The 13,294-nt window shown below is 38.3% G+C and carries 11 protein-coding genes; all 11 read right to left on the reverse strand.

Going from position 1 to position 13,294, the window contains the following annotated elements; all coding sequences use genetic code 11:
* Positions 1-52 precede the first annotated feature (52 nt).
* Positions 53-1,093: a patatin-like phospholipase family protein gene (locus tag RM541_RS15415; RefSeq protein WP_311501029.1), complete on the reverse strand. Its 1,041-nt coding sequence runs from the start codon at positions 1,091-1,093 to the stop codon at positions 53-55.
* Positions 1,090-1,923 carry a DUF5995 family protein gene (locus RM541_RS15420; RefSeq protein WP_311501030.1) on the reverse strand — a complete coding sequence of 278 codons (834 nt, stop codon included), beginning with the start codon at positions 1,921-1,923 and terminating at the stop codon, positions 1,090-1,092. Before RM541_RS15420 ends, RM541_RS15415 begins: the two co-directional genes overlap by 4 nt.
* Before the next feature lie 2 nt (positions 1,924-1,925).
* Entirely contained in the window at positions 1,926-3,419 is a 1,494-nt protein-coding gene (locus tag RM541_RS15425) for a phage tail sheath family protein (protein WP_311501031.1), read from the reverse strand.
* A 146-nt stretch (positions 3,420-3,565) separates the two neighbouring features.
* On the reverse strand, positions 3,566-4,237 hold the full coding sequence (locus tag RM541_RS15430) for a C40 family peptidase (RefSeq protein ID WP_311501032.1): 672 nt from the start codon (positions 4,235-4,237) through the stop codon (positions 3,566-3,568).
* A 187-nt stretch (positions 4,238-4,424) separates the two neighbouring features.
* On the reverse strand, positions 4,425-5,411 hold the full coding sequence (locus tag RM541_RS15435) for an NAD(P)-dependent alcohol dehydrogenase (protein WP_311501033.1): 987 nt from the start codon (positions 5,409-5,411) through the stop codon (positions 4,425-4,427).
* Positions 5,412-5,679: 268 nt separating this feature from the next.
* Positions 5,680-6,525, reverse strand: coding sequence for a hypothetical protein (locus RM541_RS15440; RefSeq protein ID WP_311501034.1), 846 nt, complete (start codon positions 6,523-6,525; stop codon positions 5,680-5,682).
* A gap of 203 nt (positions 6,526-6,728) precedes the next feature.
* Positions 6,729-8,186, reverse strand: a complete 1,458-nt coding sequence (locus RM541_RS15445) for a DUF1593 domain-containing protein (protein WP_311501035.1) — start codon at positions 8,184-8,186, stop codon at positions 6,729-6,731.
* Positions 8,187-8,204: 18 nt separating this feature from the next.
* Positions 8,205-8,390, reverse strand: coding sequence for a hypothetical protein (locus tag RM541_RS17535; protein ID WP_432264685.1), 186 nt, complete (start codon positions 8,388-8,390; stop codon positions 8,205-8,207).
* Entirely contained in the window at positions 8,347-8,856 is a 510-nt protein-coding gene (locus RM541_RS15450; protein ID WP_311501036.1) for a nucleoside hydrolase-like domain-containing protein, read from the reverse strand. The genes RM541_RS17535 and RM541_RS15450 overlap by 44 nt, the downstream gene beginning before the upstream one ends.
* An 18-nt stretch (positions 8,857-8,874) precedes the next feature.
* Positions 8,875-11,643: a pectate lyase gene (gene pelA / locus RM541_RS15455; RefSeq protein WP_311501037.1), complete on the reverse strand. Its 2,769-nt coding sequence runs from the start codon at positions 11,641-11,643 to the stop codon at positions 8,875-8,877.
* Positions 11,644-11,817: 174 nt separating this feature from the next.
* A complete protein-coding gene (locus RM541_RS15460) occupies positions 11,818-13,107 on the reverse strand; it encodes a nucleoside hydrolase-like domain-containing protein (protein WP_311501038.1) in 1,290 nt (429 codons plus the stop codon).
* Positions 13,108-13,294 lie beyond the last annotated feature (187 nt).

Raw genomic sequence — 13,294 nt, forward strand, 5'->3', positions numbered from 1 at the left:
TTGATTAATGGTGTTTCCCTCGCTAAATTGAAGCTTTCAAATTGATTTTTAGCTAATGATTAGCTACCAGTTTTTCCACAATTTCATCAAGCTGCTCTTTATAAAATTCTACAGAAGCTAAACCGTCTTCGTGTAAAGCTTTAAGATTGTTAAGTGTGGCATTATCCATTGCATTATTGGCGTGAATAATCTTTGGCTGGATACGGTAATAATCTTCACAATCCCTTTTGGGAAGGGTCTCATAAATCTGTTTTAGCTGGTAATCGACAGTTTCAGAATTTCCACTCATCATAATATCAATTAACGGATTGATCCATTTGAGCACACCGGCATCCTGAAATTCTTTGTAATGATATGGCTCCTTCACCTCTCCTGTACCAATAGAAACGATAATCATGTTCTTTGCACCTGGCTTATCAGGTTTTTCAGGATCATTTAAAGCTTCTGAAAATGCAATATTCCGCGCCTCGGCATAGGCACAAAGTGCAGGATTATTGGCAAAAACACCCCCGTCAATAAGTGCGTACGGCGTACCGTAAATAGATTTTATCCTTACCGGCTCGAAATAGGTTGGTGCGGCAGAAGTTGCCCGGGCCACATCCCGCAGGTAATAATCATAAATAGCACTTTTAGTGGCGTCTATACTTGTAAAAAAGTGGGCTTTGCGGTTTCTTATGTCATAAGAAGTTATGAGACAGGGCCTGAGCAATTCACTCAGCTGCTTTTCTCCCAGATAAGCCAGCAAAGCCTCTTCCAGCTCATACGCTTCATATTTTTCATCTCTTAATCCGCCAAGACTTTTAATTTTTTTATGCAGGGAAACATCAAAAATTTCATCTCCCTGATCCAGGTATATATCCAGCGCCTCCCGGGCAGTAAACATGTAATTACCATTATCATCCGGACATAGAAAGACCAGGCATAAAATTCCGCCGGTGCTCGTACCTGCAACAAGGTCAAAATATTCACCTATAGATGCTTTCTCATTGTTGGTTTTCCGTCTTATCTGTTCTTCCAGGTAAGTTAAGATTGTACCTGAAAGTATTCCCCTTATGCCGCCCCCGTCCAGGGAAAGAATCCTTATTTTTTTCATACCTCTTTAAGTTTTATGATTGTTTTTTCTGAATGTGAAACTTTCATTTTACGGATTTTATCTGATACTGTTCCTATCTCCCCTATTCTAACTATCCATAGCAGTAAACTCAGCGCTAATTTGTCGCTGGTAATAAGGGAAGATTTATTGGCAACAGCTATATCCCTGGTAAGAATACATTGTCTCTTTGCCTCCCCCGCTGTTCCTGCTAAAGTTTGTGCAAACCGCCAGGCACCATCCCTGGCAATCTTCATACTAAAATCTACTACGAGGTTATCATACTTTCCGGTTTTCAGCAGAATTTTTTTCAGCGGAGGCCAGATTGTGGCGAGGTTGTGCTGCACTTCCTCTACCAGCGCCGCAAGAATCTCGTTAATCCTGAAAAAATCCACCTTTAAATTTTCAATAGGAGAATCGCCTGAAACCTGCGCTGCCGCAATCCCCAGATCCAGGTTGATATGCGCGTTCATCCCAATCAACAAATGTTGCATGGTTATCGGCCAGGAATCTTTTGAAAGATCAAAGGCTTTTTGCCAGGATTTTGATACAGCATTTCCGTTTTGATAATTGTCATATGCTTCGAGGTATTTCTTTGCAAAAACCACATCCAGCTGCTCCATTCTTTCTCCGTCTTCAAAATAGCCTGCAATTATTCCCTCCTTCACCTCTAAAGTTACTCTCCTGTAAAGCACGGCAAAGTACCCCAGTGTATCTTCATTTTCTTCTGCTTCTAAAATGATTTTGTCCAGCCGACTGAGAACATCATCTATCGTAGTTAACGGATCTTCAGCTTCTGGAATAATTTTCCGATGGTTTTCTATTGAATTCATATTCAGGTATTTTGCATTGGTACAGTAAATCGTAAAATAATAAATTCGGCAGGGCGCACTGCCGCCAAACCAATCACAATATTCATACGGTTCTGAAGAATATCATCCATCGTCATGGTCTCATTTAACCCAACCGTTACAAAAAAAGCATCTTCAGGTTTCGCCCCCGCCAATGCTCCCTGTCGCCATAAGGTGGTCAGAAAATTTTGAATGAGATATTTTACCCTTACCCACGTAGTACTGGTGTTGGGTTCTGCACTAAAGCTTTCCGTTGCCTTTTTACAACTATCTTCTACTATTATAACTAACCGCCGTACATTTATATATCTCCATTCATTATCATTGCCCGCCAGGGTTCTCGCTCCCCAAACCATTGTTCCACTGCCCGCAAATTGCCTGATGGCATTAATTGACTTCCCGTTAGGTTCCACATTCATTTTTTCCTGCTGTGCATTATTAATGTCTACAGATGGAGCTATAACACCATTTACACTCACATTAGCCGGTGCTTTCCACACTCCCCGCGTCATGTCTACCATTTGGTAGATACCCGCAATGGCACCCGAAGGCGGAATAGTGTTGATCTTAATTTTTATCTGCTCAGCAATATTCTTTATAACGGAATGAATTTGATAAATACCTCTTTCAGCAATTTTTACGTCCTTTTCGGTACTTGCCGCTTCATAAGTAGCTATTAAAGCTAAATGGCTGCTCTCTGCTGAAAGATCGCGTAGGGAAATTGACTGACCATTGGTTCCTTTTAAATTTTCACAGAAAGCATTTATAGCAATTTCCCTGCTGAAGGGAGCCAACAAATAAGGTGAATAAGCCGCTCCAAATTCCAAATTATTTAACCCAATGTTGCTTCTGAAGTTGGAAATAGCCACACTGTGATCTCCGGAAATATTTTCCTTCAGATCGAAAATTGCCATTCTGTCTCTTAAACTTTCGCACTGTTGAAGGGCCAGTTGCTGCAGATGATAAAACTTCGCATCATCATTTCCATTGGTTGTTACATTTACGGCGTCGGGAAAAAGGATTAGTGTGGGTTCATCGTAATCTTCCAACACCTTGACTCCGCCTCTTAAACCTGTGGGTGGTGAAGCAAATTCATTTCCATAGCTGGGTGCAGTGCCAAATAATCCAACGGAAACGATATAACAGTCCCCTCCCCCATTGCCATAAAACATGCGCAGGCTGTCGTATAAAAGATAGCGTACCGTATTGGGAATATCAATACCGATAATTGCAAAATTCTGGTACTCATCCAGTTTGACATTTACAGTATTGACAGGTTTATCTGTTCCAAATAATTGCTCAAATTCCAACATGGAAGATATCCGGGTGGGCTTCATATGGAGGGAAGCTTCAGGGTTTCCGGCTTTTTCTGTATATCCAACAAAGGCAGGAACAGCCGTTTCTACCTGATTTATAACAGGTAAAGCTTTTTGTAGCTCATCTATATAGACTCCGGTAGTTTTTCGGATTTTAGACATTACAGCATTTTATAATTAATAGCTTTTTCTTAAAGATCACGAAGATCTTAGCTTCAACTTGCTGAAATTTTTCATTTTTATAAGAAAGCGAGTATTCCTACTGAAACTAATCTTCAGATTTCTACGGTTCAGAAAAAGTTAAAATCCTATTTTTTCGCCTTCAATATTTCTATAAGAAATTCCCTTGTGGGAGCATCAAAAATTCCATTTATACTAATCGAGCCACTGGTAGCCTGAAAATCCTTCAATGTTCTTTCTGTTTTAGGTCCGAAAATGCCGTCAGAAGTTCCGGAATTAAATCCGAGCTGTTTTAAAGCATCCTGCAACTCCCGGACTTCCTTTCCGGTGTCCCCTCGTTTTAAAGTCTTTTTTGAAAATCTTGTTTCCTTTGCAGATCTTAATCTCCTGTAGCCCAAAACCTGATCTGCAGCATATGCTGTTATTGATACCTGATTACCCTGATTGCCACCAAGGCAATATATACGGGTTCCATTTGTGGAACAGCCAAGGAACACTCCCACATGACCTTTCCAGGAATCCCTGCTCTCTCTCCAAAAAACCACAATATCGCCGGGCTCGGCATTAATAACAGGAATGCCTGCATTTAACCATGATCTTGCGGTAAGATTTTTTGTTCTCTCCAGTCCGGATTTTAGCGCCACCCAATTAATGAACAGGCTGCACCAGGCTACTTCGTCTGAGGTGTAGTCATTAATTTGACAATCGCGGGCATACTTTAAGATTTGAGGATTGGCATTGGGACCCGAAACTTCTTTTACCCCAATTTCACCCATAGCAATTTGCAATAGATTCTTCATTGTAGCGAGTTTTATAAGTGTGGGGACGTTTATTGTAGATTTGAATCTACAAAAAAATATTTGATAAACAATTACTTAATTGATTTTTAGAGTATTATCAGGCTTTTAATAGATCCTGAACGTTCCCATTTCTCATCAGGTTTAAGCGAAAGTTTGATTTGAGCTACTTTTAGTGAAGTACGGGTATTTATACAAGATCGTTTTCACTGGATGAAAAAGTGATAATAACATTGCCGGTTTTTTGGCCGGATTGCACATAATCATAAGCTTTCTTAATTTCTTCAGGTTTAAAATATCTGTCAATAATAGGTTTAAACCTGTCCTTTTCTATCAGGTCATTTATATAAAGTATACTTCTTTTACAATTCGATGGAATAGGAAAAATTACTCGTTTAGTCCCTTTTAGTTTAGTAACTAAAGGTAAATAGAGATTTTCTGAATTACGACCTAATTCAGAAGAGATATAGACACCTTTCGGCAGCAACAATTCTTTGCATTTTTCAAAAGAACTTTTCCCGACTGCATCAAAAATAAAATGATATTTCTCTCTATCTATTTCAGAAAAATCTTCCTTCTCATAACTGTAAGTTTTATCTGCCCCAAGAGATTTTAGCAATTCAATATTCTTGCTATTTCCCACTGCAGTAACGTATATACCCAGGCTCTTTAAAATCTGTAAAGCCGCTGACCCAATTGCACCTGTAGCTCCATTTACAAGGACTTTATCCGCTTTGTTAATATGAACTTTATTAATAAAATTATACGCGTAATGAGCACCTTCTGCACAGGCTACGACCTCATCATATGCCAGATTGCCCGGAATTGTTGCTATTGGCCCATTTTCACTAATCGCCATATACTCTGCATGAGAAGCCAGGCCCTGGTCATTAAATCCCCAAACCTTATCGCCAATATTGAAGTTGTTTACATTTACACCTCTCTCCACAACCTGGCCGGCAAAATCGGTTCCCGGAATAATGGATGAAGGTTTTAGGAGACCGGTAAAAAATCTGATGATGTAAGGCTTTCCGGTTAAAATTCCGCAATCGGTACGGTTAATAGTTGTGAAATGGACGCGAATAAGGACTTCATTTTCTTTAGGAACCGGTTTTTCCACTTCCTTGATCTGAAGAACATTGGACTGTCCATATTTCTCTCTGGTAACAGCTTTCACAATTATAACATTATGCTTTATGGCAGGATCTTATTTCACCAAAATTCTGTGACAGGTTCTTCTTTCTACAAACAAGTTTCGCGATGTTTCCATTTGGAAAGAATCCACACAATGCTACTTCGGCTAAAGTGTAGTCCTAAATTTGCCAATTTTGGTAAATATTTTTAAAAATTTGGAACCACCAGCACACAGCTATTTTTCCCGAATTTGCCCATAGCGAAACGCCATATTTTTTGATTAGCGTAAAAAAGGAAGCATCGGGACTATTTTAAATAGAATAAGTATTAAAAAAATGCTCTACATCCTTAACATCCTGTAACCCAAATATCCAGAATACTTCAGAAAAGTCAGAAAAGTCCAAACCGCCAGAAGAAATAGCCTCATTGTTGTATCTTCCTTCCTTTCCATTATATCTTTCTGAAAGATCTGATGCAAGTTGCCATATTTCTATCAACTTTGGATTCTTAATTTTTTCTTTCCAACGAGTATAAGACGGATCACGAAAGCCAGGTGTTCCATTTCCAACCTCGTTGCCATCAGGTATTTTATTATACTGAGCACTGTTCTTTACAAATTGTAAATCTTTAGGAGAGGTAGTTCTTTCATTCCAGTCACTGTGCTGAACCACATGAATACGTTCTGAAGTATTTATCTCTAAATAATCTGATTGAATAGCTTTAATAAGTGCGGCAGTAAAATTAGACTGGCCTGCTTCGGCAATCCAGATATCGCCTTTACTCTTCAGCGTTTCCATGGCAATATCTTTAACTTTTTCGACTGCCTTATTAAAATTTTCATTGGCATCTGTCCAATTATTTCCAAAGGCGAGACGAAATAAATCATTCGGTGGAACATATAAACCTTCCTGAGTACCATAAGTACCGGCAACAGCATGATATTGTACCTCTGAAAATTGAGGATTGGAAATAAAAGTAGCAAAGGCCGCTACACTGTGCAGATCATCTACATCTGTTTTAGAGTCATATTGTACTAATAATAAATCCTTTTTCATATCAAAATCACCCGCTTCTGGAAAAGTACTGTCTACAGCATAGCTTTTAAACACCATAAAAACAGATGATATTGCAATGAACATTTTTACACTAGCCTTCATTTATTACTTATTTAATTTTGTTCGATTCAATTTTTATTCGATTCAATTATAGATACTAGATTAAATATAAGGTTTTATTTTAAAAATAAATTTTATTAAACCTAAAAAGTAAAGCCACTCCTTTACAGAAGTGGCTTAGCCCTATAAATAAAAAACAATGAGGCTTAAAAACAGATATTTCTTCATTTTTTTACATATTATCGTTATTCAACAACATCTACAATTACACGTTCATAACGGGTTAAACGAGGCGTACCATGGTCTGTTACCATTAATATGATATGCATGGTTCCTGTAGAACCTAAAGGTCCTAATCGCTCATTGGGTACCGTAAACCAAGCTTCGGGTTGGTCGAAGTTTTGAATTTCCAATGGCTGACCACTACGGGAACTTGAAACCGAAAACGTTCCGGCCTCTTCGTAATAAAACCAATGATAAGACAGAGCATCACCATCGGGATCGGATGAGGCTTTGGCGTTCAACATGATTTTATCTCCCTTTTTTGCGGTTATTCTTTTTTCGTTAGACAACTTAGGAACCGGCGGGTGATTAACGTTTTCATAATCCTCTATAGTCCAATCCATTCGAGCTGCAAAATCGTTTTGATACGCTTCGCGCCAGCGCCAAATAGTTTCGTGATTACCTGAATGCCAACGCCCGTCCACGCCCATAACTTCATCCTTGGCATCAGAGTAAAAGGGTCTGCTTTCTGGGTACAAAAACCATTTCTGTGTTCTTGGCGTATAAAGTTCGTACCGGCCGCCCCAGCCGCCCCATTCTGGGTGTTCAGGATTACTCAATCCGTTGTTGATTAATGACAAAAACGACGGGGTATCTCCTTCCATTAAATAGTCCCAATGTGGATACTCAGCCCCCAAAGGACCCTTTTTTCTAACATTACTTTCCAGCCATTCATTAGAAACCAAAGTAAAGTCGGCACCATCACAACGGGCGTGAAAATAGTCGCCGCTGATACCGCTCCAAGCGGCATGATGATACCCACCACCGGCATTAAAACCTGGACTTGCAATATAAAATAAATCGGGAAATTCCTTTCTAATCCATGGACCACTATCATCTTGATCTGAAATAGTATAAACCCTCAGTTTGCTAACAAATTTTTCCAATTCTTTTTCAGAGCGGGTTTCACGAACTTTCCACAAGGCTTGCGCCAACACATTGGGACCACCCCAAACCGTTACCCATAATGGACGATCATCATTTTTATCAACAGCTTGGATAAGTTGCTCAGATGCTTGTGAATCCTTTCCTCTACCAACGGCATTCATACCGTATTCAGGAAGCCCTTCGCTAATAATAGATTCCACATACCCCCCCGTTGGAAATCCGGATTCATGTTTTTCTAGATTATCTCTCACTTTTCCGTAAGCCTCTACAATTTCTTTAATTCTCCAAGTAGCAACTTCGTTTTGTTGATGTATAGAGGTTGTGGCTGCTAGCCCTTCAATATCGAAATTATTCGAATAGACTAAAAAGCGCACTAAGGACATGGCATCGTCTGGTTCATTTTCAATATCTGTTAAGACAAAAATTCTGTGCTTTTCTTGAGCTTCAGTTTTTTCAGTATTGAAAAAGAATAAAACAAACATTAGCATTAATGTCAATTTCAATGACTTTTTAGAGAATGGTGTAAAATGCATTATATTAGGATTTAAGTGTTAAGAAATAATTTTTATTATAATTTTTTTATATGATTTTGGTATTGGCCTACCGTTCTCTGTTACCTCTAAAATAATGTGAGCGGTTTTTGGCTCACATACCTTTAGAGTTTTAAAGCCTTTCAGTTTTACGGCATTTCCATTATAAGAGCCTGCTTCTTGGTAGTGCCACCAGTTGTAAGTTATATTGTTGCAATCTAGGTCTTTGGTTTTTTTGGGTGTCTTTCCATTCTTCTGAAGAGTAAGTTATTTCTGCACCTGGAATTAAATCCCATCTTTTTTCTCGCAACCCTTTTAAGTGTTCTAGAACATCGTCTCCAATAAAACTAATGCTTCTTAATTGGCTTGCGGCAGGATACTTAGGGTTGTGCTGTATAAGGTTAGGGTAAACCTCTTTGTAAGAACTTAGTTGTTTTTCGTACCAATCTTTATCTCTATGTTCGTCTTTTTCAAAAATAAAATTGGTATTATTTATCCCCAGTAAATCAATATCGCAGGTATATTGCAAGAAGCGAATCATTGAACTATTGTGGTCATCAATTTCTCCATCGGTGATTACTATAACAAGCGGTTTTTCTTCTTGTGCGGTTATGGGTAAAAGAGCTAAATTTAAAACAGCTATTACGGAACTAAAAAAGCACAATTTTTTCATAATGTTACTTTCCTAAAATTACTTTGGCGAGATTTCAAAGTGATCGATATTGGCAAGACCTTCTTTACTTAAGGCAGAAAACTTTAAAGAGTTCATGCCTTTTTTCAGCTTAACCATAGTGTTTATAACTGTCCAGTTGGTCCAAGCATTAGTTGGTAAAAACTTAAGTTTATGCTTTAATTTTTTGTTATTTATTTCGAGTTCAACTGGTCTTATGTCAGGTTTACCGTGAACATATCTAACACCCAAATTGTATTTTCCTGATTTAGGAGCATTATAATTTACTATTATATAGCTACCTACCTTGTTAACCGCATCAACATAGCCTTCACCAGTAAACCCCGTGTGCTCTGCTTGGTTTTGAGCAATAAAATTCCAGCAACTATGATGATCTTCCTTTCCTGTAAAATTACCATCTTCAGCTTCTAAAATTTTTATATTGGGCAGCATTCCTGGTTGTGGCTCTCTTATTTCAGCAACCTTAATGTAATCCATATTAGGGAGTCCACCTTTGTTAATAGCTTCTAGTCTTATAGTGTTTATGCCTTGATGCAGGTAAGTCTCCAGCGATTGGGTTTTCCATGCTGGAAGCGCTTCTGTTTGTGGCATAGTAAGGGTTCCAACTTGATTTCCGTTAACGATAAGTCCGCCGGGACGAGGGTCGTCTTTTATATGGGTATACCTAGACGTAATGCGATGTATTCCAGACCATTGAGCATCATATTTTACTTCAATATAGCTTCCTATCTCATTTTTTGTATCAACTAAACCTCTGCCAGAATGTGTAGAATGTGAGGCATCTGTTAGCATAACATGATGCCAACAACTATGTCTATCTATTATTCCTGTAAATTCACCCTTTTCAGCTTCTATTATACCAACTTCGTTTAAATTTACTTCTGATTTTTTATCTTTTGAATTTTTATCCTTGGTTTCACCATATTTGGCATACCAAGCTGGGTATTTTGTATTTAATAACTCTAATGCCCAATCTCCGTGGTAGTCATAACCACTTCTACGCTCATAGCCAATTTCTGAAAAATCATAACGGAAGACAGAATCCCGGTCTAAATATAAAGGCCTGTTAGTATCTAATTCATAAAATCTGGCCCACAAAAGCGGGGCATTAGGGTCTTTTATTAGTTTACGCTCGTCACGTCCATCTGGGTTACGTACTTTATCGTGGCGAACACCCTTAATGGCAACTTCTTTTAACCATGCCACACCAGCATTCACGGATTTTATTATTTCAGGAGAAGGGTTTTTAATAGTCATTAGATATTCAATAATACCAACTGTTTCACCACCAGATAAAGAAGGTGGTTCATACTTGCGGGCCCAAGCAGGTTTTAATGTTTCTTCGTCGTATTGTGCGCACCAAGCGGTTAACTCTCCGTTTTGCTTAATTTGTGTTTTTAATATACACTCAATACCCAGATCAACAGCTTTAGCTGCTTTCGCTTTACGGTTGGTATCAACAAAACTATAGGGGACTTCTCCATTGGCAACACCAGTCAACACTTCCATAACTTGAATCATAGCAGCATCGTTAAAAGTGATTCGGGAATAATATTCATCACCACGTAATGGCCAAAATTGAGGCCAACCACCATTAGGGTATTGTGCGGCAAAAAGATAATCCAGTCCACGAGCAAAAGATGTTTTAAGTTCCTCATCGCCTGTAGCGTGAATAACTTTGGCTAAAAATTTCAATGGCACCGAGGTAGCATCATTGTCGATGCTATTGGCACGACCACGGCCTTCTGGAGGAATATCACCAGGAGTGAGTGGCTTTCTGGCCAAGTCAGTGCTTTTTGGGAAACCACCTTGGGAAGATTGGTATTGGATTACATTTTTTGCAATACTTAAAGCTTCGTCTGTACCATACCATTCTTCATTGTTATTTAAAATATTATTGCTCCATAGCTTTACAGCCTTGGCAACACTTCTAAACGGTGTTTCTGTAAATCCTTCAACCATGGCAATAATTTCGTTGTGGGTTCTTTTTTTAGGTGCAAAGCCAATAATACAAATATGCTCGTTTCCACTCATACCGCGAACCGCATATTTTTCTTCTTTTCCAGAACGACCAAAACTATACAAATCCATATTATGCTGTCCATTAGGTCGAATTTGCCTGTGATTTTCGTTGGGAGCATCATCGTTTGGTATTTTAGCCATGAACAGTATATTTTCTGCTTTTTCGTCGCCTAAATAAAACCACTCTGGTGTAAAATCTTTAAATTCTCCACTGGGAATGTGCTTTTTTCCGTCTGCAGTCACAAAATAATCTTCGGCATCAGCAGTTCCACCTGCTACACACTCTAACAAGAAACAGTATTCGCCTTCAGACTTTAATACTTTAATAGCAACACGGTCTACAAAAAACCAATATTGAAAAGTAAATTTTCCGTTGGTTGATTCTAATACTACCTGGTTGTTGTTGGTAAGCTCCTGAACAATATTGGTCGTAGAACCACTATCTCTACCAGCATGTCCAAAATTACCAACACTGTTTGGAAACCCACGAAAATCACCATTTGGGCCAGGCTCCATATTTGATGCTATCCAATCATTACCTTCATTATCTATAAAGCTTTTGAAGCCTGAAACTCCGTTGTCTTTTTCAAAATAAACGGTACCCATCGGCATCTCAATTTTATAACAACCCGTGCCATGCCAATTGACCTCAGATATTGTTACATTATTTTTATTTTCTTGTGAAAAAATACTTCCTGCTGAAAAAAAAGTGATTAATAATACTGCTGCTCTTAAGGTTTTAAACATATTCAGTTTTATATTAATAATGTAAAGTTAAAACTTTCATAAATATATAAAAATAAAAGAAAAAAAAACAAAATAAATGAAAGCCAGTGAAAATTTAAATTCCAAGACACTATTAATTAAAAATGCCAATCCTTTATTTACTTTGTGGATTAGAAAATAGTAATATTTGTAAGTCTAATTTTGCAACCATTCCCATCGTTTAGCCCAATCCATTAAAAACATTTCGCGGTGCTTGGAAATTGTTTTTGCTCCTTGCTGGTCTTTTAAAAATAGATCTTCGTCGGGTCGGTCGCCAAACCAGTTAGAGCCTAAATCGTAATCGTCTTTGTCTTTCTTTCCCGGCCAGGGTTTTATACTTACATATTGCCCGGTATGACCATTTAATTCAGGAATGGCACTTGACGTTTTATAACTCGCTGTTTCTGGTTTTTTAGAGGAATATCTCGTTGCATAAATACCGTTGCCTATATAATAGCCTGGCCAAACCTGATTTGAAATTTCCATGGTAAAACATACTGAATCTTTCGGAATATCCAGTTCCGGCCCTCTAAAACGCCATTCTTGAATTCCATAGGCTTTTACGGTGTCGGCAATAGTACTTTTGCCTTCAAATATAGTACGCGAACTATGGTTGATTTTTACAAATTCACCTCCCCAACTTTCAGTGGTTGGGTCATCGGGGTTTCCATTCATCACATAGGCCAATGACGGGGTGTCACCCATTTTAATACGTCCCTCGTAGTAGTTCCTAAAATCGGTACCCATATGACCTACATTTTTAATATGGTTTTCAAAAAATGCATTTGCTTTTAAATCTTTAGGCGATTCCGAATCCATAAACCATCCCCTATAGGTTGCGTTGTTCTCGATTATCCAAAGGTTAGGATGGTTTTCTGCAATGTAAGCATAGGCATTGGCGCCCCATTTCTTATTAGGTCCACCAATCCAATACACTCTTATTTTATCTTCTATTTCCGGAGCGTCGTGCAGTGCCTGAGCCACATCTTCAATACCACCCCAAACCAAAACCCATAATGGTTGATCACTTTGTTTCCTGGCACATTTTATTATCCAATCCGAACCTATTGAAGAATTTCTGTACCCCTTAAATGGTGCTTCTTTTGTTGTACCTTGCTTAGTCACAGCCCTTAAATCTTCCGGGCTTGGCAAATTTGGAGCGTGTAATTTTAACTTCGGCAAATCTTTTTCATAAAGATCTATCATTTCAAAGATATTCTTAGTTGTTCCCGTCTGAAAAGAAGTGGATACCAAACCTTCTATCTGAAATTCATTGGCATACATCAATAAATGAATCATTGACTGATTATCGTCAGGATCAGTACCTCCAATGTCCGTGCTTATAAGGATGCGCGGCTTATCTATTGATTTTTTCTGAGCCAACAATTTAATAGGAGTGCTCAAAACTAAAAATAGAAGTAGGTTTGTTTTAAATACAAAGTTCATTTTTAAATTTTTAATTAGTAAAATTTCTCCGGGGCAAGCCCACGGAGCATTTTAGTGGAACCCGTTTTCAAACTTTACAACATTTACTAACGAGACAAGTCTCGGGGTATTTACCCCCCTAGAATAAAAGAGGATAAATGCAAATAAATCCAGTTCAAAGGTTTATAAATTATAACGTTATTCTTTT

This window comes from Autumnicola psychrophila (genome assembly GCF_031846645.1).
In the GTDB taxonomy this organism is placed as follows: Bacteria; Bacteroidota; Bacteroidia; order Flavobacteriales; family Flavobacteriaceae; genus Autumnicola; species Autumnicola psychrophila.

Coding starts and splice junctions, on each gene's coding strand:
- RM541_RS15430 (WP_311501032.1), bottom strand. CDS start 4,237: ATGAAGAATCTATTGCAAATTGCTATGGGTGAAATTGGGGTAAAAGAA.
- pelA (WP_311501037.1), bottom strand. CDS start 11,643: ATGTTTAAAACCTTAAGAGCAGCAGTATTATTAATCACTTTTTTTTCA.
- RM541_RS15450 (WP_311501036.1), bottom strand. CDS start 8,856: ATGAAAAAATTGTGCTTTTTTAGTTCCGTAATAGCTGTTTTAAATTTA.
- RM541_RS15460 (WP_311501038.1), bottom strand. CDS start 13,107: ATGAACTTTGTATTTAAAACAAACCTACTTCTATTTTTAGTTTTGAGC.
- RM541_RS15425 (WP_311501031.1), bottom strand. CDS start 3,419: ATGTCTAAAATCCGAAAAACTACCGGAGTCTATATAGATGAGCTACAA.
- RM541_RS15415 (WP_311501029.1), bottom strand. CDS start 1,093: ATGAAAAAAATAAGGATTCTTTCCCTGGACGGGGGCGGCATAAGGGGA.
- RM541_RS15440 (WP_311501034.1), bottom strand. CDS start 6,525: ATGAAGGCTAGTGTAAAAATGTTCATTGCAATATCATCTGTTTTTATG.
- RM541_RS15420 (WP_311501030.1), bottom strand. CDS start 1,923: ATGAATTCAATAGAAAACCATCGGAAAATTATTCCAGAAGCTGAAGAT.
- RM541_RS15445 (WP_311501035.1), bottom strand. CDS start 8,186: ATGCATTTTACACCATTCTCTAAAAAGTCATTGAAATTGACATTAATG.